This window comes from Comamonas aquatica NBRC 14918 (assembly GCF_000739875.1).
Classification (GTDB): domain Bacteria; phylum Pseudomonadota; class Gammaproteobacteria; order Burkholderiales; family Burkholderiaceae_C; genus Comamonas; species Comamonas aquatica.
This window is the reverse complement of record NZ_BBJR01000021.1, coordinates 147,814-169,135: the sequence shown is the minus strand read 5'-3', so window position 1 is coordinate 169,135 and position 21,322 is coordinate 147,814. Positions and strand designations below refer to the sequence as shown.

Below are 21,322 nucleotides of genomic sequence, written 5' to 3'. Positions count from 1 at the left end.
GCTATGAAAAACGCGGACTGACCGTCCGCGCGGTGCAGGTGTGGGTCAGGCCCGGTCCAGCGCCAGCAAGGCCTGCAGCGCCACGCCCTGCGGATCGGCCAGGGCATTCAAAATACTGAAATGGTCCGCCCCCGGCACCGCCAGGCAGGCGCCCGGGGCGGCCTGGCGGTAGTGGGCAAAGGCCTGGGTCTGCGCCTGCAGCTGCGCCAGCTCGGCCGTGCCATAGGCCAGCACCAGGGGCTTGTCGACCACCGGCAATTGCAGCGGACTGAGCTGCGCCACCTCGGCCAGCGTCAGCTGCAGGGCCTGGTTCAGGTAGGTGTGGCGCACCGGCTCCAGCGCATAGATGCCGCTGATGCCCAGGCCGCCCACCACCCCGTCGCTGTCCAGGCCCAGGGCCGTCAGATGCCCGCCCGCCGACCAACCGCACAGCAGGATGCGGCCGCTGCCGCCGGCCGCCAGGGCCTGCCGGCGCACGGCGGCAATGCCTTGCCGCACTTCCTGCACGATCTGCGTGAGACTGGCCTGGGGCGCCAGCGTGTAGCCGATCAGGGCCGCCTGCACGCCCTGCTGCAAGGCGCCCTGGACCACGAAGCGGAAGCTGTTCTTGTGCCGCATCTGCCAGTAGCCCCCGTGGATGAACAGCAGGGTGGGCGCACCGGCCGGGCCGTGGAAGTAATCCAGCCGCTGGCGCGCGCCCGAGCCATAGGCCACGTCCAGATCGGCGGCGTGCTGCTGCACCACGGCCAGGCTGCGCGCTTCAAACGCCGCCAGCTGCTGGGCGCTGCTGGCCACGGCACGGGTGTTGTCATAGGCCGCATCGCGCACGGCCTGGGGCAGGTGGAGCAGGGTGTCGATCACCATCAGGCGGCCTTGGCGTGGTGGGCCACGTGGCTGCTGAGCAGTTCGGTCAGCTCCTGGCGCACGCGGTTGAACTCGGGGGTCGTGATGTGGCGCGGGCGCTCCAGCGGGATGCGGTAGTCGCGCTCCACCCGGCCGGGGCCGGCGGTCATGACCACCACGCGGTCGGCCAGCAGCACGGCTTCTTCGACCGCATGGGTGACGAAGATCACGGTCAGCCGGGTCTTGGCCCAGATGTCCAGCAGCTCCTGCTGCAGCACTTCGCGTGTCAGCGCATCCAGGGCGCCAAAGGGCTCGTCCATCAGCAGCACTTCGCAGTCGTTGGCCAGGGCCCGCGCGATCGAGACACGCTGCTTCATGCCGCCCGACAGCTGGTGGGGAAAGTGGTCGGCAAACTTGCTCAGGCCGACCATGTGCAGGTAGTGGTCGGCAATCTCGCGCAGCTTGGCCTCGGGCAGGCCGCGCTGCTTGGGCCCGAAGGCGATGTTCTGGCGCACGGTCAGCCAGGGGAACAGGCCATAGTCCTGGAACACCATGCCGCGGTCGGGCCCGGGCTCGCTGATGGGCGTGTGGTACATCCGGGCCACGCCGGTGGACACGCTTTCAAAGCCGCCCATGATGCGCAGCAGCGTGGACTTGCCGCAGCCCGAGGCACCGATCAGGCAGACGAACTCGCCCTTCTGGATCTGCAGGTTGACGTCCTTGAGCGCGTGGATGGGGCGGCCATGCAGGGAGAAGACCTTGCTGACGTTGGCAATGTCCAGGATGGGCGCGGGGGTGCGGTGGGCAAGGATCTCAGACATGGTGTTGCGGGCTCCACTTGAGCAGACGGTTGTTGAGGATGACCAGCAGGCGGTCGGTGACAAAGCCGGTGAAGCCGATGACCACCATGCCGGCGATCACCACGTCGGTGCGCGACAGCATGCGGCCGTCCATGATGGCCGCGCCCAGGCCTTCGGGCACGCCCGTCATCTCGCCCACCACGATCAGGAACCAAGCGATGCCGTGGCCCAGGCGCAGGCCGTTGAAGATGGAGGGCATGGCCGCTGGCAGCACCACCTGGCGGAACATGGAGGTGCCCTTGCAGCCCAGCATGGCGGCGGCTTCGAACAGGCGCGGCTCGACCGACTTCACGCCAAAGGTGGTGTTGATGACGATGGGGAAGAACGCCCCCAGGAACACCAGAAAGATGGCGGCGTTGGGGCCCACGCCAAAGAAGATCATGGACAGCGGCAACCAAGCCGTGACCGGCACCGGGCGCAGCATCTGCAGCGTGGGGTCCACGAAGCGGCGGATGGCGGCGTTCTTGCCGATCACCAGGCCCAGCGGAATGCCGGCCAGCGCGGCCAGCGCAAAGGCCCCGTAGACGCGCGACATGGACTGCAGCCAGTGCGTGGGCAGGGTGGCGCTGAAGGCGTCGTCATAGATGCCGCCAAAGGCGAAATCCCAGAGCATCAGGCCCACCTCCTGGGGAGAAGGCACCAGCATGGTCCCCGTGGCGCGCACGGCCACGTCCCAGGCCAGCAGCAGCAACAGGGGCAGCACGGCGGGCACCAGCCAGGTGGTCATCCAGACACGGGCCGCGCTGGGCTGGGGCGGCATGGCCAGTGCCACCGGGGACGTGGCGGGTGTGAAAGAGGGGGGCGAAGACGACATGGCAGGCATTCCGGAAGCGGGCAGGGGAGGCCGGTAGCCCGGCGGTGCAGCACACCGCCAGGCGGGGCGGGCTTACTGGGGGTTGAAGCCGGTGACGATGAAGCGGCTGTAGTCGGGCAGCTTGCGGATCTGCTTGCGCTCCAGCATCAGCGAGCCGTAGTACTTGCTGCGCGTGATCCAGTCTTCGTCGATCTTCCAGGTCAGCTCCACGTTGTCGGCCGCCAGGTTGGCCACGTCAGGGGCAAAGCCCAGCTTGGCACCGGCCATCTGCACCAGTTCGGCGCGGTGGGCCATGGCGTATTCCGACGCCTTGCGGTGGATCTCCAGGAACACCTTGACCAGTTCCGGGTCCTTCTTGACCGTGTCGGCGTGCGTGGTCATGACCATGTTGACCTTGCCGGTGAGCGTGCTGTACGGGAACTCCAGCACCTTGCCCACGCCCCGGGTCACGCTGATGGAGGGGCCGGGCTCGGCGCCGACGTAGGCGTCGATGTCGCCGCGCTCCAGCGCGCCGGCCATTTCGCTGAAGGACACGCGCACGGACTTGATGTCCTTGAGCGTCATGCCTTCGGACTTCAGGCGGTCATTGAACACCGCTTCCTGGGTGGAACCCGGCAGGATGCCGATGCGCTTGCCCTGCAGGCCCTTGAAGCTGCCGATGCCGCTGTGCTTGCCCACCACGATCGCCATGCCACCATTGCAGGTGGGCGCGACGATGACCACGGGCTCGCCCGCCGCCGCACCCAGCGTGGCGGCAGCCAGGCCGTAGGTGCCAAAGTCCACCGACTTGGTCACCACGGCGTTCTTGCCATCGGTGGGGGTCTCGAAGGGGATCACCTCGATCTTGTAGCCGGCCGGCGTGAACTTGTCGTAGAAGTAGGGCGTGATGCCGTGGATGAGCTTAAGCGTGCCCACCTTGATCACCTTGTCCGCCGCCTGGGCGGGTGTGGCCACGGACAGGGCCAGGGCCAGGGCGGAAGAGGTCAGAGAAGCAAGCAGGAGGCGGCGAGACAGCATGGCGTTTCCTTCATCAAACAAGGGCTGTGACAGACGGACCGCACTTGAATACATCCTTGTACACAAGCCGGCACAGGCACAGTTCAGCAAGTGGCGTGCCAGTTTGGGAATGGATGTTTTTTGCGCCAAAACTCTGGAAATCGCCGACAAAAGCCCCCATATCGTGAAAAGCGCACCATTTGTGCACAGCATGCCCCGCGCCATGCACCAGACTCGCCGCCAGCGGCGCGCGACGCAACCCCGTCCCACGCCCGGCGGGGGCCGACTGGCTTAGGGTGTGCACCTGTCCTGCATCGTTACCAAGGAGAACGCTCATGAAGCATTGGCACCACCTGCTGTCCCACCGCATCGCCTTGCCCCTGGCCGCCGCCACGCTGGCCCTGGGCGCCCATGCCAAGACCCCGGCACAGTGGCAGGCGCTGACCGCGCCCGTGAAGATCAGCCTGGAGCAGGCCGTGCAGAACGCCACGCAGATGACGCCGGGCCAGGTGATCGAGATCGAGCTGGATGACGGCGACGGGGCCGGCGTGCGCTACGAGGCCCACATCCTCACGCCGCAGCGGCAGAGCGTGGAGGTCTGGGTGGACGCGGTGACCGGCCAGGCCCGCCTGCACGAGAACGACGGCGCGGCCAAGCGCAAGGATGTGGAACGCAGCCAGGCCGCCAAGATCGACATCCTGCAGGCCATCCGCGCTGCCACGGCGCACACGCCCGGCAAGGCCATGAAGGCCGAGCTGGACAACCACTGGGGTACCATCAGCTACCAGGTCGATGTGCTGCAGGCCGACCACCGCCTGATGGAGGTCAAGCTGGATGCGGCCGACGGCAAGGTGCTGCGCGCCAAGCGCGACTGACCCCCTTGTGACTGAACACCATCCCACCCCATGAACCGCACCCAAGCTGCACTGATCGCTGCGCTCACGGCCCTACTCGGCTTTGCCGGCGGCTACTTCTTCTACGCCCACACCATGGCGCGCTACGACGCCGTCAGCAGCGTGTGCGTGGCCATGCAGGAGGCCGTGCGCCTGCAGATGCTGGCGCCCGAGCAGGTGCGCCAGCTGGGCATGGTCACGGGCAGCACGCTCAAACGCGACCACCGCGCGGTGGCGGACAAGCTCAGCATCTCGGACCACAGCGCGCGCGAAGCCTCGCCCCAGTCCATGTGCAGCCAGTTCCTGCTGGGCGTGCACCAGTCACGCTGAGTCCCCGCGGGGCCTACCTTGCCCCCGAAGCCTGCGCCTGGTGCGCAGGCTTTTTTGCAGGCCGCCCCGGGCCACGCCCCCAACCGCTATAGTGCCTGCCGCAGGCGCTGCCGCCCGGTCACCGCCAGGCAACGCAGCCCAATATATTCATAGCTGGCAGCGCAGTCTGGACCTGGTTTCCAACCAGTTTTCTATTTGAAAACCTTGCAAAACGCGCGCTGCCTGCTCATCTTTCTGATAGCGCATCCCGCCCCCTTTTTCGCATGAAACCCGCCATCCGCATCGTGGACGTAGACCGGCTCGACACCTGGAGCAAGTACAAGCCCGGCCTGTGCGACAGCTGCGCCGCCAACTGCTGCACCATGCTGCTGGAAGTGCAGCTGCCCGACCTGGTGCGCCTGGGGCTGGTGGATGCCTTCGAGGTCGACAACGTCGACCACAAACTGATCGCCAAGCGCCTGCTCAAGGCCCGGCTGATCGACCACTACAACCCCAAGCACAACATCTTCACCATGGCCCGCCGCGCCAGCGGGGACTGCAACTTTCTGGACGCCAGCACACGCCGCTGCACGGTCTATGAGCGGCGTCCCGAAACCTGCCGCCTGCACCCCAAGAAGGGCCCCAAGCCCGGCTGGTGCGCCTACGGCGACAAACGCATGCGCTGAAGGCCTTCCCACCCCCGATCCCCATGCACACCCTGCACCTGGCCACCGCCTGCCTGATCAACCCCGAACGCCAATTGCTGGTCGTGCGCAAGCGCGGCAGCCCGTTCTGGATGCTGCCCGGCGGGAAGATCGACGCCGGCGAATCCGCACTCCAGGCCCTGCAGCGCGAACTGCAGGAAGAGCTGCAATGGCAGGCCCCCATGGAGCATCTGCTGCCCCTGGCCCACTTCGAGAACCGCGCCGCCAACGAGGCCGATACGCGCGTGCAGGCCCAGGTGTTCTACGCCCGGCTGGCGCACACGCCCGCCGTGCAGATTGCCGCCGAGATTGAGGCCATGGACTGGCTGGCGCTGGACGGCCCCCACCCCGCCACCCTGGCCCCGCTGCTGCACGAGCAGGTGCTGCCCGCGCTGCAGCAGATGGCGGACTGAGCCAACCGCGTGCCATCCATGCCTGGCAAGATGCCGACATGGATCATGAAACATCCCACACCGCCTGGAGCGATCAAGAAGTTGCTGTCGTTGTTCGCAGCTACCTCGACATGTTGACACTGGAGTTGGCGGGCCAGCGCTATCGCAAAAGCACCTACCGCGAGCAGGTGTTGGCACAACTGTCCGGTCAACGCTCTGCCGGCGCCGTCGAATTCAAGTACTGCAACATCAGTACGGTGATGCAGCTGTTGCAATACCCCAGCATCCAAGGCTACAAGCCCCGCAACAACTTTCAAAAAAGCCTGTTGCAAGAAGTGGAGCAACAGGTGATGCAGCACCCGCATCTGGCGGCCACTGTGCAAGCCGCAGTGACCTTGCCCGCACACACACTGCCGCATCCTGCGTTTGACCATGCATGGCAAGCAGCCCCCGAAGCGACGCACCAGGTCAGTGAAACCAACGCTGCCTACGCCGTGCGCAGTCCTGCGCGCCACGACTATCTGGCGCAAGAGGCACGCAACCAGGCGCTGGGCTTGGCCGGGGAGGAATTTGTTGTGGGTTACGAGCGCTGGAAACTGCAGCGCCATGGCCTGCCAGGTCTGGCCGACCGCGTAGAGCATGTGGCCGTCACCCTGGGCGACGGGTTGGGGTTTGATGTGCGCTCTTTTGACCTGGACGGCCAGGAATGCTGGATTGAGGTGAAAACCACCAGCTTTGCCAAGAACACCCCGTTCTACGTGACGCACAACGAGTTGGCGACGTCCCAGGCCGAAGCCGAAAAATTTCAGCTGTATCGGGTCTTCGAGTTTCGCAGGCAGCCCAAATTCTTTGCTTTGCCAGGCAATATCGCCAGCCATTGCACGCTGGACCCCGTGACCTACCGGGCTAGCCTCTAAGCAAGAGGCTCAGAGCAGTGTGCTGCTGCCAAGCGCAGACCATGCATTCACGGGGTCAGCCTCGCGCCTGAGCCCCCTCCAACTGCGGCACCAGCATAAAAAAAGCAGCCTTGCGGCTGCTTTTTTTCAGGGTGTGCCCTGGCGGGGGATCAGGCCTCGTCGGAGAGGTCGATCTCGGGGACTTCCACCTTGGTGGCCAGGATCTTGTCGATGATCTTGCCGTCCATGTCCACCACCTCGAACTCCCAGGCTTCCCAGACCACCTTGTCGGTCACGGCGGGCAGCTTGCCGGTCAGCAGCATCATCATGCCGCTCAGGGTCTGGTAGCGGCCTTTTTCCTCTTCGGGCACGGTCTTCAGGCCCAGACGGTCCTTGAGTTCCACGACCGGGATGTGACCGTCCAGCAGCCAGCTGCCATCCTCGCGCTCCACGGCCCAGGCGTCGCTGGGGTCCTCGGTCACGAACTCGCCGGTGATGGCCTCGGTCAGGTCACGCACGGTGACGATGCCTTGCACTTCGCCGTACTCGTCGATGACGAACGCCATGGGCGCACCGGATTGCTTGAAGTTCTCTAGCAGCTCCATGCCGGTGATGGTTTCCGGGATGTAGATGGGCTTGTGGATCAGGTCCTTGGCGTCCTTGAGGTCACGCTGCCCCTTGAGGGCATGGGCCAGCCACTGGCGCGAGTTGATCACACCCAGCAGGTTCTCGAAGTTGCCATCGATCACGGGATAGCGCGCATGGTCCTGGGATTCCAGGATGGCCATGTTCTCTTCGAACGACAGGCTCACGTCCAGGCAGACCACGTCCGAGCGCGGCACCATCAGCGAGGATATCTGGCGATCGTCCAGGCGGAACAGGTTGCGGATCATGGTGTGCTCGTTCTGCTCGATGGCACCCGAGGTGGTGCCTTCGGCCAGCACGGCGTGGATCTCGTCTTCCGTCACGCTGCTGTCGTTGGTCTGGCGCACGCCCAGCAGGCGAAGCAGGGCGAGGGTCGACCCCGTCAGCAGCAGCACAAAGGGCTTGGTCAGCTTGGCCAGCAGGTTGATGGGGCGGGCCACCAGGCGGGCAATCGATTCGGGGTTGGTCTGTCCCAGGCGCTTGGGCACCAGTTCACCCACCACGATGGAGACATAGGTGATCAAGACCACCACCACGGCCGTGGACAAGGTGCTGGCGTAGTTGGACGCCATGCCCAGCTGCACCAGCCATTCCGCCATCGGCTGGGCCAGGGCGGCCTCACCAAAGATACCGTTCAGCACACCGATGGAGGTGATGCCGATCTGGATGGTGGACAGGAAGCGGGTGGGGTCTTCGCCGAGCTTCAGGGCGGCAGCTGCGGCGGAATCGCCCTCATCGATCAATTTTTGAAGCCTTGCCTTGCGTGCTGTGACCAGCGCGATTTCAGACATGGCAAACACGCCATTGAGCAGGATGAGGGCGATAAGTATAGGAATTTCCATGATGTGGTTGAGCGTCCTTTCAAACTCGCTCGGGGTAACAAAAACACTGCAAGGTTACTGGATAAATCCAAAATGCAGGCCAGCCAGGATGGCAAGCCCTAAAAGCACGCGGTAGATCACGAAGAAGCCGAAGCCCTTGTTGGAGATCAGCCGCATGAACCAGACGATGACCGCATAGCCCACGACAAAGGCGATCGCGGTCGCCATGAAGGTCAGCATCCATTGCTCGCCACTCATGGGATCGCGCTTGAACAGCAACTGGTAAAAGCCCGACAGCAGCACCGCCGGAATGGCCAGCAGGAAGGAAAAGCGCGCAGCCGCCTCGCGGGTCATGCCCAGCAGCAGGCCTGCAGTAATCGTGCCACCGGAACGTGACACGCCCGGGATCAGCGCCATGGCCTGGGCAAAGCCCAGCACGATGCCGTCACGCAAGCCCAACTGGCCAATCTGGCGCGTCTGGGTGCTGCGCTTTTCGGCCCAGCCCAGGATCAGGCCGAACACGATCAGCATCACGGCCGTTAGCGCCAGCGTGCGGAAGGTGGTTTCAATCCAGCTGCGCAGCAGCAGACCCAGCACACAGATGGGGATGGTGCCCAGGATCACCAGCCAGGCCAGCTTGGCGTCGGGGTGCAGGGCTTCCCCCGGGCGGCGGTTGCCAATCACGGGCAGGCTGGCAAACCAGGCCACCAGCATGCGCAGCACATCCTTGCGGAAGTAGATCAGCACCGCCAGTTCGGTCCCCAGCTGGGTGATGGCGGTGAAGGCCGCGCCCGGATCGGCGCCACCGGGCAGCAAGGGACCCAGGATGCGCAGGTGGGCGCTGGAAGAGATGGGCAGGAATTCGGTCAGACCCTGGACCAGGCCCAGGATGAGGGCGTCCAGCCAGCCAAAAGTGGCGTTCATAGGAATCAGTGGAAAAAAAGCGGAAACGGAGCGCTGAGCAGTGTAGCGCCCGGGCCTGCCACGCAGGCGGCGCCAACTCCCGGCCCCGCAGTGGCAAGGGGCCCTGCGAAACCTCGGCGCTGGGGCACCGCCACCGCCATCGACAGCCGCCGCCATTGCACCTGCAGGCTTCAGTCCGCCGCATTGCGTGCCATAGCCGTTATTTTTTATACAAAACCCATCTCATCATCTTTTTTTCATAAAAAAATGCACAAGCATCCAGGTGCATCAGCGATGTTTGTCGGTGTTTTTGAAAAAAAATACACAAAATTACAAGTCATCGCCACCAGACGCACGGTCAAAAAATAATTTTTACAACAAATCAAGCGCTCGCGCCGCAACGTTGAATCCGTCAATTCTGTGTGGTGCGTTTGTATGCCAGCACCACAGCATGCAGCTTCCATCTGCACACAGGTTGTGGATAACTCCACATGCCAAAATGTGGACAGATTTTTCAATCCACCTGGACTGTCTTTTTTACTTATCCACAGCCTCATGCATTCAGCAGGCTGTGCACAAGGATGTGTTGATTGAAAATATTTTTTCAACCTCTCCATGCCATGCATCTCGAAATTTTCCACAGGGTTTGTGCCACAGCGTGTGGTGCGACTCAGGTGGCATCCCTGGCACCGACAGGTTCAGCATCCACAACCTATAATCAATTGTCCACAGCAGAGTAGTTGGCAGAAATCTGCCTGATGATGCGCTTGGCAGACCCTCTTTGGTGCTGAATAAATCAGCAGAACATCCGATATCGCACAGGATGTTGATAAAGAAAAAGATGCATGTGGTGCTCTGCATCTGTATTGAAAACAATTTTTCAGTCTTCTTGGCCGGATTGCCCGGTCTGAAATTCCCGCAATGAGCCAAAAAAAATGGGCCACCGAGGCCCTGGAATCCTTTGACGCCGTCGTCGCTGCCATCCCGGGGTTCCGGGTGCGCGAGGGCCAACGCCAAATGGCGGCCCAGATCGCGCAGACCCTGGCGGCCGCCCAGCTCGGCAAGGTCGAAGAGGGGGCTCCGGAACCGAAAAAATCCATCGCCGTCGTCCAGGCGGGCACAGGGGTGGGCAAGTCGCTGGCCTATGCCGCCCCGGCCATCGCCATGGCCCTGGCGCGTGGCACGCGCGTGGTGATTTCCACGGCCACGGTGGCGCTGCAGGAGCAGCTGGTGAACAAGGACCTGCCGGCGCTGGCGCAGCAATTGCCTATGCCGTTCAAATTTGCGCTGGCCAAAGGGCGGGGCCGTTTTGTCTGCAAGCTCAAGCTGGAGCGCCTGGCCAGTTCGGGCGAAAACAGCGAGGACGCGGACGATCTGTTCGCCGAAGAGGCGGCCGAGCAGCGCAAGGCGCGGCCCCGCGCCGAGACCGAGGCGCGCATGCAGTTCTATGCCTCGATGGCCGATGCCCTGGCCAGCGGCGAATGGAACGGCGACCGCGACAGCCTGCCCAATCCGCCCGAAGCCGAGGCCTGGGGCCCCGTGGCGGCCGAGGGCAGCTCCTGCACCGGCAAGCATTGCCCGGTGTTTTCCAGCTGCACCTACTACGAGCGCCGCAAGGACATGGTGGCGGCGCAAGTCATTGTCGCCAATCATGATTTACTGCTTTCCAGTCTGGGCGCACGCCTGCTGCCGGAGCTCAGCGATAGCCTGCTGATCCTGGACGAGGCCCACCACCTGCCGCAGACGGCGCTGTCGCAGTTCGCCTGCGACATGGACCTCAGCCGCCTGCAATGGATCGACAAGCTGGCCAGCCGCGCCCTGCGCGTGGGCCAGCTGATGGAGGTGGACGAGCTGGCCGACATCGCCGGCCACAGCAGCGGCCTGCGCGAGCACCTGAGCGAGCTGGCACGCCTGGTGATGGAGACCTATGGCGACACCCTCAAGGGCCAGCGCGATCGCTTTGGCCCGGCGCGTGTGCGCGTGCCACGCGGCGATCTGCCCCCGGCCCTGCTGGACCCCCTGGCCCAGGTCATGCACCACGCCAGCGGCTTTCTGGACGTGCTGCGGGCCATTGCCAAGGCCCTGAAGGCCGAGATCAAGGACAAGCCTGACGAGGCCCAGCGCCTGTCCCAGCTGTACGCCCAGGTCGGCACCCTAGCGCCGCGCCTGGAGGCCGTGCACGACACGGCCCAGTTGCTGAGCCAGCAGCCCGAGACGCGCGAGGACGGCTCCGAGAGCGTGCCCAACGCCAAATGGTTCACCGTGGAGCTGGAGGGCGACTACATCGTCGTCAAGGCCCATGCCAGCCCCATCCTGCCCGGCGCCACGCTGCGCCACCACCTGTGGAGCCAGGTGCGCGGCGCGGTGCTGACCAGCGCCACGCTGACCAGCTGCGGCAGCTTCGACTTCTTCCTGCGCGAGGCCGGCCTGCACGGCGATGCGGCCGTGCAGACGCTGGAGGTGGCCAGCCCCTTCGACTATGCGGCCCAGGGCACGCTGGTGGCGCACCAGACCCGGGCCGATCCGCGCGAAGCCGCCGCCTTCACGCAGGAGATGGTGGAGCGGCTGCTGCACGACCTGAGCCAGGTCCAGGCCGGGGCGCTGGTGCTGTTCACCTCCCGCGACCAGATGCGCCAGGCCGTCGATGCCCTGCCCACGGCCATGCGCAGCCAGGTGCTGGTGCAAACCGCCATGCCGCGCGCCATGCTGCTGGCCGACCACCGCCAGCGCGTGGAACAGGGCCTGCCCAGCATCATCTTCGGCATGCAGTCCTTCGGCGAAGGGCTGGATCTGCCGGGCGCGCTGTGCGAGTCGCTGTTCATCACCAAGCTGCCGTTTGCCCCACCGGACGACCCGGTGGGCGAATCGCGCGCCGAGTGGCTGCGCACCAGCGGGCGCAATCCGTTCAACGAACTGGTCGTGCCCGCCACCGCCATCCGCCTGGCGCAGTGGGTGGGCCGCGCCATCCGCACCGAGGAGGACCAGGCCCACGTCTACTGCTACGACCGTCGCCTGGTGGCCACCAGCTACGGCCAGCAACTGCTCAACGGCTTGCCACCGTTCACGCTGGAAAAGCGCGCCGCGTAGGCGCAGCCGGCGCTGTGCCCACCGCCGTGGCGGTGACCCGCCACCGGCCTGAAGCCGCTGAGGCCGCCGATGCGGCGCCGTGGGCCCCCCGGCGGCACCACGCTGTCGCAGAAGCAGCCATGGCCCGCAGCACGGCCGGCATCGACCCGGCATGCCCGCAGGGGGTCCCGCACGGTGCTGCCTTGCAGCGCCAGCCCGCAATCCGGCCTGGGACTGCGGCCTGCCCAGATCGCTAAAAAAGGAGCTGTTTTCGCTCGATATGTCTTGCATTCAAGATTAAATCGCTTGGAATTCAAGAAATCACCTACGCTGGCAGCTATTCATTTCATACCACTTGCACCGATCCAGAGAGGGATTGCCATGAGCGCCACCGAGTTTCCAGCCTGCCCCCAATGCGGCCAGCCCAACACCTACCCCGACGCGGACCTGTTCATCTGCCCCGACTGCGCCCATGAATGGTCGGCGCAGGCCAGCGCGGACGAAGACGACGCCGGCCCGCGCGTCATCAAGGACGCCCACGGCACGCCCCTGGCCGATGGCGACAGCGTGATCCTGGTGAAGGACCTGAAGGTCAAGGGCTCGTCCACCGTGATCAAGAAGGGCAGCAAGATCAAGGGCATCCGGCTGGTCTACGACAACGGCGACCACGACGTGGACTGCAAGACCGAGCAGGGGCCTTTCATCCTCAAGTCGGAATTCCTGAAAAAGGCCTGAAGCAGGCCTTAAAAACCATAGCTGCCAGCGCTTGCTATATCAGCGCTGGCCGGCAAAAACAGATGACAACGCCAGGCCTGCGGCCCACCCACTGCAGCCTGGCGTTGGCATTTTCAGGTGCAGAACATGGCAGATAACTGTATATTTATACAGTGGACCTGCAAAACAAACTCGCCATCCTGGCGGACGCCGCCAAATACGATGCTTCCTGTGCCTCCAGCGGCAGTGCCCAGCGCACGGCCCAGGCGGGCGGCATCGGCTCGACCGCCGGCATGGGCATCTGCCACAGCTGGACGCCCGACGGGCGCTGCGTGTCGCTGCTCAAGATCCTGCTGACCAACTTCTGCCTCTACGACTGCAAGTACTGCGTCAACCGTGTCAGCTCCAACATCCCGCGCGCCCGCTTCTCGGTGGCAGAGGTGGTGCAGCTCACGCTCGACTTCTACCGGCGCAACTGCATCGAGGGCCTGTTCCTGTCCAGCGGCATCATCCGCAGCCCCGACTACACCATGGAACAGCTGGTCGGCGTGGCCCGCAGCCTGCGCCTGGAGCATGGCTTTCACGGCTACATCCACCTCAAGACCATTCCCGACGCCGATCCGGCCCTGCTGGCCCAGGCCGGCCTGTACGCCGACCGCCTGAGCATCAACATCGAACTGCCCACGGTACAGGGCCTGGCACAGCTGGCGCCCGAGAAAAGCAGCGCCAGCATCCACCACGGCATGGGCCAGCTGCACCAGCACATCCGCAGCGCCCAGGCCGAGCGCCAGTCCGCGGCCCGCAGCGCCATCGTCTCGCGCCCCCAGGCACGCCGCACGCGGCCGGCCCGGCCCCCAGCCTTTGCGCCCGGCGGGCACAGCACGCAGATGATCGTCGGCGCCGACGCGGCGGACGATGGCGACATCATCCTCACCAGCGCCCGCCTCTACAGCGGCTATGGCCTGCGCCGCGTCTACTACTCGGCGTTCAGCCCCATCCCTGACGCCAGCGCCGAGCTGCCGCTGATCGCCCCGCCGCTGGTGCGCGAGCACCGGCTGTACCAGGCCGACTGGCTGGTGCGCTTCTACGGCTTCGAGGCCGGCGAGCTGGTGCCCGCAGGTGCCCCCGGCCAGCGCATGCTGTCGCTGGAGCACGACCCCAAGCTGGCCTGGGCCCTGGCCCACCGCGAGCGCTTTCCCGTCAACCTCAACACCGCCGCGCGCGAGCTGCTGCTGCGCGTACCCGGCCTGGGCGTGCTGTCGGTCGACAAGCTGCTGGCCGCGCGGCGCTGGCGCCAGCTGCGCCGGGCCGACCTGGAACGCCTGCGCGTGCCCTGCGCCCGGATCCTGCCGTTCGTGGAATGCCTGGACTGGCACCCCGGCCGCAGCCTGGACGATCCCCGGCTGGCCCGCCGCCTGGTCCAGCCCGTGGCCCCGCCACCGCAGCAAGCCAGCCTGTTCTGAGCCATGGACCGCCAGCACCTCATCCTGCCCGGCGACGGCACCGATTTTGCGCACTGGCGCCGCCTGGCCAGGTGGCTGTGGGCGCAGCAGGTGCCACCGCAGTTGGTGGAATGGCAGACCGAAGCGGCCCACGGCCAGCACCCCGACCTGTTCACGCCCACGCCGCAGGTCACCCCCTGCGAGGATCTGCCGCCAGCGCAGCAGCGCCCGCTGACCGTGCCGCGCTGGTGGCCGGAGCTGGCCGAGCACGCGCTGCTGCACCACAGCCCCGAGCGCTTTGCCCTGCTGTACCGCCTGCTGTGGCGCATGCAGCACACGCCCGGCGTGCGCCACGATCCCCTGGATGCCGACCGCGTGCACCTGCAGTACCTGTGCAAGGCCGTGCGCCGGGAGGTGCACCAGATGCATGCCTTCGTGCGCTTTCGCCCCGTGGCCCTGGCCGATGCCCTGCACGACGGCAGCGGCCCGCTGCACGTGGCCTGGTTCGAGCCCCAGCACCACATCGTGCATGCCGTGGCCCCCTTCTTTGTCGGCCGCTTCAGCAACATGCGCTGGGCCATCCTGACGCCCCTGGCCTGCCTGCGCTGGTGGCCCCAGGCGCCCAGCGTGGCGGCGCTGGCCGACCACGGCATTGCCCCGCAGCAGGCCTTGCAACCCCTGGCAGGGCGGCCGGGCGTGCTCAGTTGGGGGCCCGGTGCGAGTGCCGATGCCGCACCGCCCGCCGATGCCGGCGAAGCCCTGTGGCTGACCTATTACGCCCACATCTTCAATCCCGCGCGCCTGAAGGTGGCCACCATGTGCCGGGAGATGCCCCGCCACTACTGGGCCCACCTGCCCGAGGCACAGCTCATCACCCCGCTGGTCCAGGCGGCCCAGGCCCGCAGCGCGGCCATGCTGGCCAGTGCCCCGTCCATGCCCCAGCGCAAGCTGCCACGCCGAGCCTGAGGGCCTGTGGTGGCCGCGGGCCGCCTCGCCCACCAGGGCAGCTTGCGGGTGTGCGCCAGCCACTGTGCCCAGGCTGCAGGGCCTGGGTGCCCCCCGCTGGGCAGGCCCCACCACCAGCATTGAATTTTTTTGAATGCCCTTGGCGCGGTGCAGTGGCATGACCGCCCCAGTTATCCAGAGGCCGGGATAACTTCCTGTGGACAGAAGATCCGATCAGGATAAGTCCCGTTCCCAACGCGGCAACCGACTGAAAAACCATTTTCATGCCCATGCGCGCGGAAATGTGGTCCTGCACACTGGACGTGACGGTCTTTGTCTGTCCCACCAAGCACTTACGTTTTGGAGACGATCGGGATCCTGCTCCTGCAGTGCTTGCCTCTGACTTGTTCTTTGTTTTTTTTAATAAGGATAGTAGGTAGTAGTAAGCATCCCCAGGGATTGTGGACAACTGTGCTTTTCATCCGGAAATCAAGCACTTGTGTCCCTGCCAATCATGTGGGGCAGGCCCTGTTCCTGCTGTACTGCCTTCAGGGATAACTTCCCGATGGCGTGCTTTTTTGTGGATATCTCATTTTTTCAACACGATTTATCCACATGGTCTGCTTGTATCTGATGTAACTTTGTTATTTGGTGTTTTTTCTTATCAATACGTCACTTGTTGCTATTTTTTTTGATGTGAATAACTGAAATGGACGGTGTTTTACGCAGAATCGTCCCAACTGTGAACAGTGCATCCGCCCGCGTCAGGCCGGATGCTGGAAAAAAACGGAACACTGAAAAAAATGCAACGACGGAAAAAGCGCGAATTTTTTCGCGCGGTAGTTATCTCTATGTCTTCTATTTTTAATTGGTAGTAATAGTAGGGATGGGTTGTGGGTGTGGATAAGGTGAAATACTTTTTTCAGATCAAGGACTTGTCCCTGCCCAAACCATGTGTCTGAACCCAGGGACGGTGACGACCAGATTTGGGTACAAGTTGCAGTGACTGGAAACGCTTGTGGATAAACAGCAGGTTGCTATTTTTTTCTACCCATGTTTATCCACAGGCACTGGTCAAGGCGGCGAGCGGCTGGTGGCACCACGTAATCGCGTTACAAAAATGAGAGCATATCGGGCTTGTAATCCAATTACAGGGAAAACCCGGAGTTACCAAAAAACCTGAGTGGATGCAGCAAGTGCTTGTTTTGATTGGGTTTTATCAGGTTGCCGAAATCCGCGGTCGACCGTGCGGGCAGGCGGCCCGGGGTGTGGCGTGCCGGTGGGGAGGGCGTGACCTCCGGAGGTCGCGGCGGTGGTGACCAGCGGCGTGCTGCAGGCCATGCACACCCTGGACATGGCCCGCGTGCGGTGTGCGCAACTGAAAAAACTTTTGCAGTCCGGGGCGCAACCGGCGAAAAAAAAGCAGGTCCTGGGACCTGCTGGGTGGGAGTGGAGGGGGCTTATGCGCCACGGCCCATGGGTTGGCCGGCGGGGCCGTGGGGGTGGCCGGGCTGGTGGCCCATGCGCTCGCCCTGGCCGCCACGGTGGAACTTGCCGGGGCGGTGGGCCGTCAGTTCGTCGAAGGCCTTTTGCTGGCTGGGATTCAGGCTGTTGTAGAAGCTGCGGGTGGCTTGGTCACGCTGTTCGGCGTGGGCCGTGTGTTCCTTGCGCATCTTCTGGGCCAGGTCCAGGCGCTCGGGGGTGGTCAGCTTGCGCAGGTCGGGGCGCTCGCCCGCAGCGGGGCGGGGCTGTGGCGTGGTGGCCTGCACATACTTGTCCCAGGCGGCTTGCTGGTTGGGCTGCAGTTGCAAAAGGGTTTTCATGCGCTCGGTGCGTTCGGCGTGCCGCTTGGCAAAGTCGGGCGCCTGGTGGCGCGCTGCCGGTGCGGTGGCGGCAGGGCCGGCCGTGGGGGCGGCGGGTTGGGCCGAAGCCGGCAGTGCAAACGCACCGGCCAGGGCGGCGGCGGCTACAGCGGCGGTCAGGCTACGTTGGAAGAGGGCCATGGTGTACTCCTGTGAGGTGGTTTCCATCGGATCTGCCAAGAGGTTCGGCAGTGCATGGCTGCAAGTGTGCGGTTTCTGTGTAAGCCGTTGGTGAGGCTTTGCTGCTGCTGTGTAAAGTAATACAAAGCTGGGTTGTCGCGCCGCGGTCAGGCGGTGGGTGGTTGTAAGTGTTTTTGCCACCCAAGCCAGGCACAACGGGCGCTGACAGCTCTTATTTTCATGACGGAACGGCCCGCAGACCGGGCCCCGTCACAGACTTTGATGCAGATTCAGGAAAAGGTGACTGCGTGTTCAAGAACATGATCGTGTACCGCATTGCGGCGCAATGGCAGGGCTCGCTGGAGCAGGTAGAAGCGGCGCTGCAGAAGGCGCCATTCCAGCCCTGTGGTGCCACACAGGAGCAGTCGTCGGGCTGGGTGCCGCCACGCGGCGAGGCCCACGGCCTGCTGGCCGAAAGCGTGGGCGGACAGTGGATCCTGCGCTTCATGAGCGAATCCAAGATGCTGCCGGCCAGCGTGCTGAACCGCAAGGTGCAGGAAAAGGCCGATGCCATCGAGCTGGAGTTTGGCCGCAAGCCGGGCAAGAAGGAAAAGCGCGACCTCAAGGACGAGGCCAAGCTGGATCTGCTGCCCATGGCCTTCACCAAGCAGTCCAGCATGTGGGTGTGGATCGACCCCCAGGCCCAACTGCTGGTGCTGGACACCGGTGCCCAGGGCAAGGCCGACGAGGTGGTGAGCCTGCTGGTGGAAAGCCTGCAGGGCTTTGGCGTGGCCCTGGTGGACACCCAGACCAGCGCCCAGGCGGCGATGGCGCACTGGCTGCTGACGCAGGAAGCGCCGGCGGGCTTTTCCATCGACCGCGAATGCGAACTCAAGGCCGCCGACGAGTCCAAGGCCGTGGTGCGCTATGCCCGCCATCCGCTGGACATCGACGAGGTCAAGCAACACGTGGAACACGGCAAGCTGCCCACCAAGCTGGCCATGACCTGGGACGAGCGCGTCAGCTTCGTGCTGACCGATGCCCTGCAGGTCAAGAAGATTGCGCTGCTGGATGCCGTGCTGGACCAGGCCGGCGACGAGGGCGGCTTTGACACCGATGTGGCGATTGCCACCGGCGAGCTGAGCAAGCTGATCCCCGACCTGTTCACAGCCCTGGGCGGCGAAGGCCGCACCGCCGTGGGCGAGGCGGTGGGTACGGCCGTGCCTGCCGGCCGCAAGGGCGTGGTGACCGGCGCCGCGAGCGCACCGGTGGACACGGCCCCGGAAGAGGCGCCGTTCTAAGGGCAGCCCACGCAAGCCTGGGGGCGTGGTGGCTGGGCCGGGTCGTACGCAAGCCCGGTCTGTGGCTGCGCACCTAGCCTCCAGCGCCCATCTCCGAGAGACGGGGTCGTGTGGGCCCGTTGAAGGTCCCAGACCCCAGGTCTGGCTGGCCGCAGCGGGGGCTGGGGGCGTTCAGTGCAGTGCGCTGCCGGGGCGCCCACCCCGGGGGTGGCGCAGCTGCTTGTCGTGGTACATGGCGTGGTCGGCCTGCTGCAGTGCCTGGTCGACGCTGAGGTCGCCGGACACCGGCACCACGCCCACGCTGGCGCCAGGGTAGTGCAGGGTGCCCCCCTGGGGCAGCACCAGGTCGCAGACCGAGGCGGCGCGCAACCGCTGCTCCAGCCCCTGCTGCGCCACGGCCACCTCGCGCGCCGTGCCGTCGACCGGCGTGACCACCACAAACTCATCCCCGCCCATGCGGGCCACCATGTCGCCCGCGCGCAGGCTGTGCTGCAGTTGCTGCGCCAGCGTGCGCAGCAACAGGTCGCCCGCCGCATGGCCATGGCGGTCGTTCACGGCCTTGAAGCCGTCCAGGTCGATGAAGGCCACCAGCACGCTGCTGTGCGTGCGCTGGGCGCGCGCCAGCAGGCGCTGCAGCTCCTCGCGCAGCGCGGCGCGGTTGGGCAGCTGGGTCAGCGGGTCGGTGAACGCCTGGTGGGCCAGCTGCGCGTTGTGGGCCTGCAGGCGTTGCAGCAGCTGTTCGCGCTCCACATGCTGGGCGATCAGCTTGGCAAACAGCTGCAGCACGCTTTCGGTGTCCGGCGGCAGCAGGGCGGTCTGGGCGCTGGCTGCGCACAAGGTGCCGTACAGGTGGCCGTCCGACATGCGCACGGGCGCGCTGACATAGGTCTGGATCCCCAGTGCCCGTGCCGCCTGCGAGTCACCCAGCATGCGGCCACATCCGTGGTGCACATGCGCCCCTCGCTCAGGGCGCGCCGGCACAGCGTGTCCTGCCACGGCACGGACAGGCCTTCGGGGATCTGCATCTGCCGCGTGTTGCGCGCATAGAGCACGTGCTGCAAGTCCTGCTCCAGATCGATGCGGGTGAGGTAGGTGGACTCCAGCTGGGTGACCTGCTCCAGCATTTCCAGCAGCGGGCGGACCAGTTCTTCCTGGCTCTGGGCCTGGTGCAAGGAATGGGAGAGGCGAGTCAGCAGGGGATCCATGGCAAACAACCGTCAGCGTGCCGCAGGGGCGTGGGGAAGGGACATCGGAACCGCCAAGCATAGTGGCTGTCGCGCGCTGTCTGGACCATGCTTTCCGCCGTACTGGTAGGGTTTTCGCGTGGGGGCGGGGGCAGTTTTCAGAAACAGGAGCTGCTTGCGGGCCAGCGCCTGAAAAGATGTGGAATGATGCAGCCTCGCACCGGCAGCCTGGATGTGCCGGCCTCGGGGCCGCAGACCCGTCCTGCACCGCACACCGGGCGGTGCGCGGCCGGCAGGTGCGCCTGCCGGAGCGGGGTGGCGGCGCTTAGACGCGCTCGAAAATGGCGGCAATCCCCTGGCCGCCGCCGATGCACATGGTCACCAGGGCGTAGCGGCCGCCGGTGCGCTGCAGCTCATAGATGGCTTTGGTGGTGATGATGGCACCGGTGGCACCCACGGGGTGGCCCAGGGAGATGCCCGAGCCGTTGGGGTTGACCTTGGCGGGGTCCAGGCCCAGCTCCTGGGTGACGGCGCAGGCCTGGGCGGCAAAGGCCTCGTTGGCCTCGATCACGTCCATGTCCTGGACCTTCAGGCCGGTGCGTGCCAGCACCTTCTGGGTGGCCGGCACGGGACCGATGCCCATGTAGGCCGGATCGACCCCGGCGTGGGCATAGCCCACCAGGCGGGCCAGGGGCTGGACCCCCAAGGCGGCCAGGCGGTCGCCGGCCACCAGGGTGACGGCCGCGGCCCCGTCGTTGATGCCCGAGGCATTGCCGGCGGTGACGCTGCCGCCGTCCTTCTTGAACGCCGGCTTCATGCCGGCCAGCACCTCCAGCGTGGTGCTGGCGCGCACGTGTTCGTCGGTGTCGAACAGCACCGTGCCTTTGCGCGTGGCAATTTCCACGGGCACGATCTGTTCCTGGAAGCGCCCGGCTGCGATGGCGGCTGCGGCGCGCTGCTGGCTGGTCAGGGCCAGGGCGTCCTGCATCTCGCGGCTGATCTTGTAGCGCTCGGCCACGTTTTCGGCCGTGATGCCCATGTGCATCTTCTGCCAGGGATCGTGCAGGATGCCCAGCATGTAGTCGATGCTCTTGGCATCGCCCATGCGCGCGCCCCAGCGCGCAGCCTGGTCAAAGTAGGGGCCGCGGCTCATGGATTCGGAACCACCACCGATGGCCACGTCGCAGTCCCCCAGGGCGATGGCCTGGGCCGCCGAGACGATGGCCTGCAGGCCGGAGCCGCACAGCCGGTTGACGTTGAAGGCCGGAGTCTCGATCGGGCAGCCCGCGTCGATGGCCGCCACGCGCGACAGGTAGGCGTCCTTGGTGTCGGTGGGAATCACATTGCCCATCACCACATGGCCGACGGCGGCGGGGTCCAGGCCGGAACGTGCGATGGCCGCCTTGACGGCGGTGGTCGCCAGTTGGGTGTTGGCAACGTCTTTCAGGCTGCCGCCAAAAGTGCCAATGGCGGTGCGGGCGGCGCTGACAACAAAAATCTCGCGGGTGCTCATGCGGTGTCTCCAAGAATTGTTTCGAACATGGCTGGAAAGATTGTGCAACTGCAACATGAACTCGCCAAGCCTGCCCGCCCGATTGGACCGACACCGCCG

General features: G+C 65.3%; 19 protein-coding genes and 1 pseudogene. 10 read left to right on the top strand and 10 right to left on the bottom strand.

Annotation, left to right across the window (positions count from 1 at the left end; translation table 11 throughout):
* Positions 1-45: 45 nt before the first annotated feature.
* From CA2_RS02120 to CA2_RS02105, 4 genes are all read right to left on the bottom strand, one after another.
* Positions 46-864, bottom strand: a complete 819-nt coding sequence (locus CA2_RS02120) for an alpha/beta hydrolase (protein ID WP_245620859.1) — start codon at positions 862-864, stop codon at positions 46-48.
* Entirely contained in the window at positions 864-1,664 is an 801-nt protein-coding gene (locus CA2_RS02115) for an ABC transporter ATP-binding protein (RefSeq protein ID WP_042412090.1), read from the bottom strand. The genes CA2_RS02120 and CA2_RS02115 overlap by 1 nt, the downstream gene beginning before the upstream one ends.
* Positions 1,657-2,517, bottom strand: a complete 861-nt coding sequence (locus tag CA2_RS02110; RefSeq protein WP_225890651.1) for an ABC transporter permease — start codon at positions 2,515-2,517, stop codon at positions 1,657-1,659. Before CA2_RS02110 ends, CA2_RS02115 begins: the two co-directional genes overlap by 8 nt.
* Before the next feature lie 72 nt (positions 2,518-2,589).
* Positions 2,590-3,534, bottom strand: a complete 945-nt coding sequence (locus tag CA2_RS02105) for an ABC transporter substrate-binding protein (protein ID WP_042412086.1) — start codon at positions 3,532-3,534, stop codon at positions 2,590-2,592.
* Between the two features lie 314 nt (positions 3,535-3,848).
* Between CA2_RS02105 and CA2_RS02100 the strand changes: the two genes are divergently transcribed.
* From CA2_RS02100 to CA2_RS02080, 5 genes are all read left to right on the top strand, one after another.
* Positions 3,849-4,388, top strand: coding sequence for a PepSY domain-containing protein (locus CA2_RS02100; RefSeq protein ID WP_042412084.1), 540 nt, complete (start codon positions 3,849-3,851; stop codon positions 4,386-4,388).
* Between the two features lie 30 nt (positions 4,389-4,418).
* Positions 4,419-4,736, top strand: a complete 318-nt coding sequence (locus tag CA2_RS02095) for a hypothetical protein (protein WP_042412082.1) — start codon at positions 4,419-4,421, stop codon at positions 4,734-4,736.
* A gap of 263 nt (positions 4,737-4,999) precedes the next feature.
* On the top strand, positions 5,000-5,401 hold the full coding sequence (locus CA2_RS02090) for a YkgJ family cysteine cluster protein (RefSeq protein WP_042412081.1): 402 nt from the start codon (positions 5,000-5,002) through the stop codon (positions 5,399-5,401).
* 23 nt (positions 5,402-5,424) lie between these two features.
* Entirely contained in the window at positions 5,425-5,832 is a 408-nt protein-coding gene (locus tag CA2_RS02085; protein WP_042412079.1) for an NUDIX hydrolase, read from the top strand.
* Positions 5,833-5,870: 38 nt separating this feature from the next.
* Positions 5,871-6,728: a protein NO VEIN domain-containing protein gene (locus tag CA2_RS02080; RefSeq protein ID WP_245620858.1), complete on the top strand. Its 858-nt coding sequence runs from the start codon at positions 5,871-5,873 to the stop codon at positions 6,726-6,728.
* Positions 6,729-6,877: 149 nt separating this feature from the next.
* Here CA2_RS02080 and CA2_RS02075 read toward each other — a convergent pair whose 3' ends face one another.
* The 3 genes from CA2_RS02075 to CA2_RS17880 form a co-directional block, all read right to left on the bottom strand.
* The gene (locus tag CA2_RS02075; RefSeq protein ID WP_042412076.1) at positions 6,878-8,194 is read right to left on the bottom strand and encodes a hemolysin family protein; all 1,317 of its coding nucleotides are present in this window, start codon (positions 8,192-8,194) and stop codon (positions 6,878-6,880) included.
* Positions 8,195-8,248: 54 nt separating this feature from the next.
* Positions 8,249-9,097, bottom strand: coding sequence for an undecaprenyl-diphosphate phosphatase (locus tag CA2_RS02070; protein WP_042412074.1), 849 nt, complete (start codon positions 9,095-9,097; stop codon positions 8,249-8,251).
* Positions 9,098-9,333: 236 nt separating this feature from the next.
* On the bottom strand, positions 9,334-9,702 hold the full coding sequence (locus tag CA2_RS17880; RefSeq protein ID WP_217997616.1) for a hypothetical protein: 369 nt from the start codon (positions 9,700-9,702) through the stop codon (positions 9,334-9,336).
* A gap of 295 nt (positions 9,703-9,997) precedes the next feature.
* On the opposite strand from CA2_RS17880, the gene dinG reads away from it, so the two are divergent.
* The 4 genes from dinG (at position 9,998) to CA2_RS02050 (ending at position 15,264) form a co-directional block, all read left to right on the top strand.
* The gene (gene dinG / locus CA2_RS02065; RefSeq protein WP_081888827.1) at positions 9,998-12,163 is read left to right on the top strand and encodes an ATP-dependent DNA helicase DinG; all 2,166 of its coding nucleotides are present in this window, start codon (positions 9,998-10,000) and stop codon (positions 12,161-12,163) included.
* A gap of 360 nt (positions 12,164-12,523) precedes the next feature.
* Positions 12,524-12,877, top strand: a complete 354-nt coding sequence (locus CA2_RS02060; RefSeq protein ID WP_042412073.1) for a zinc ribbon domain-containing protein YjdM — start codon at positions 12,524-12,526, stop codon at positions 12,875-12,877.
* 152 nt (positions 12,878-13,029) lie between these two features.
* Entirely contained in the window at positions 13,030-14,319 is a 1,290-nt protein-coding gene (locus tag CA2_RS02055) for a putative DNA modification/repair radical SAM protein (RefSeq protein ID WP_042412072.1), read from the top strand.
* Positions 14,320-14,322: 3 nt separating this feature from the next.
* A complete protein-coding gene (locus CA2_RS02050; protein WP_042412070.1) occupies positions 14,323-15,264 on the top strand; it encodes a TIGR03915 family putative DNA repair protein in 942 nt (313 codons plus the stop codon).
* 1,439 nt (positions 15,265-16,703) lie between these two features.
* Here CA2_RS02050 and CA2_RS02045 read toward each other — a convergent pair.
* Positions 16,704-17,246 carry a Spy/CpxP family protein refolding chaperone gene (locus CA2_RS02045; RefSeq protein WP_042412150.1) on the bottom strand — a complete coding sequence of 181 codons (543 nt, stop codon included), beginning with the start codon at positions 17,244-17,246 and terminating at the stop codon, positions 16,704-16,706.
* A 287-nt stretch (positions 17,247-17,533) separates the two neighbouring features.
* Between CA2_RS02045 and CA2_RS02040 the strand changes: the two genes are divergently transcribed.
* Positions 17,534-18,526, top strand: coding sequence for a recombination-associated protein RdgC (locus CA2_RS02040; protein ID WP_042412068.1), 993 nt, complete (start codon positions 17,534-17,536; stop codon positions 18,524-18,526).
* Between the two features lie 171 nt (positions 18,527-18,697).
* On the opposite strand, the pseudogene CA2_RS02035 reads toward CA2_RS02040, so the two are convergent.
* Both CA2_RS02035 and CA2_RS02030 read right to left on the bottom strand, forming a co-directional pair.
* Positions 18,698-19,731 (bottom strand): annotated as a pseudogene (locus CA2_RS02035) (sensor domain-containing diguanylate cyclase).
* 304 nt (positions 19,732-20,035) lie between these two features.
* Positions 20,036-21,223: an acetyl-CoA C-acyltransferase family protein gene (locus tag CA2_RS02030; protein WP_042412066.1), complete on the bottom strand. Its 1,188-nt coding sequence runs from the start codon at positions 21,221-21,223 to the stop codon at positions 20,036-20,038.
* Positions 21,224-21,322: the final 99 nt, after the last annotated feature.

Coding starts and splice junctions, on each gene's coding strand:
- CA2_RS02120 (WP_245620859.1), bottom strand. CDS start 864: ATGGTGATCGACACCCTGCTCCACCTGCCCCAGGCCGTGCGCGATGCG.
- CA2_RS02115 (WP_042412090.1), bottom strand. CDS start 1,664: ATGTCTGAGATCCTTGCCCACCGCACCCCCGCGCCCATCCTGGACATT.
- CA2_RS02110 (WP_225890651.1), bottom strand. CDS start 2,517: ATGTCGTCTTCGCCCCCCTCTTTCACACCCGCCACGTCCCCGGTGGCA.
- CA2_RS02105 (WP_042412086.1), bottom strand. CDS start 3,534: ATGCTGTCTCGCCGCCTCCTGCTTGCTTCTCTGACCTCTTCCGCCCTG.
- CA2_RS02100 (WP_042412084.1), top strand. CDS start 3,849: ATGAAGCATTGGCACCACCTGCTGTCCCACCGCATCGCCTTGCCCCTG.
- CA2_RS02095 (WP_042412082.1), top strand. CDS start 4,419: ATGAACCGCACCCAAGCTGCACTGATCGCTGCGCTCACGGCCCTACTC.
- CA2_RS02090 (WP_042412081.1), top strand. CDS start 5,000: ATGAAACCCGCCATCCGCATCGTGGACGTAGACCGGCTCGACACCTGG.
- CA2_RS02085 (WP_042412079.1), top strand. CDS start 5,425: ATGCACACCCTGCACCTGGCCACCGCCTGCCTGATCAACCCCGAACGC.
- CA2_RS02080 (WP_245620858.1), top strand. CDS start 5,871: ATGGATCATGAAACATCCCACACCGCCTGGAGCGATCAAGAAGTTGCT.
- CA2_RS02075 (WP_042412076.1), bottom strand. CDS start 8,194: ATGGAAATTCCTATACTTATCGCCCTCATCCTGCTCAATGGCGTGTTT.
- CA2_RS02070 (WP_042412074.1), bottom strand. CDS start 9,097: ATGAACGCCACTTTTGGCTGGCTGGACGCCCTCATCCTGGGCCTGGTC.
- CA2_RS17880 (WP_217997616.1), bottom strand. CDS start 9,702: ATGCATGGCATGGAGAGGTTGAAAAAATATTTTCAATCAACACATCCT.
- dinG (WP_081888827.1), top strand. CDS start 9,998: ATGAGCCAAAAAAAATGGGCCACCGAGGCCCTGGAATCCTTTGACGCC.
- CA2_RS02060 (WP_042412073.1), top strand. CDS start 12,524: ATGAGCGCCACCGAGTTTCCAGCCTGCCCCCAATGCGGCCAGCCCAAC.
- CA2_RS02050 (WP_042412070.1), top strand. CDS start 14,323: ATGGACCGCCAGCACCTCATCCTGCCCGGCGACGGCACCGATTTTGCG.
- CA2_RS02045 (WP_042412150.1), bottom strand. CDS start 17,246: ATGGCCCTCTTCCAACGTAGCCTGACCGCCGCTGTAGCCGCCGCCGCC.
- CA2_RS02030 (WP_042412066.1), bottom strand. CDS start 21,223: ATGAGCACCCGCGAGATTTTTGTTGTCAGCGCCGCCCGCACCGCCATT.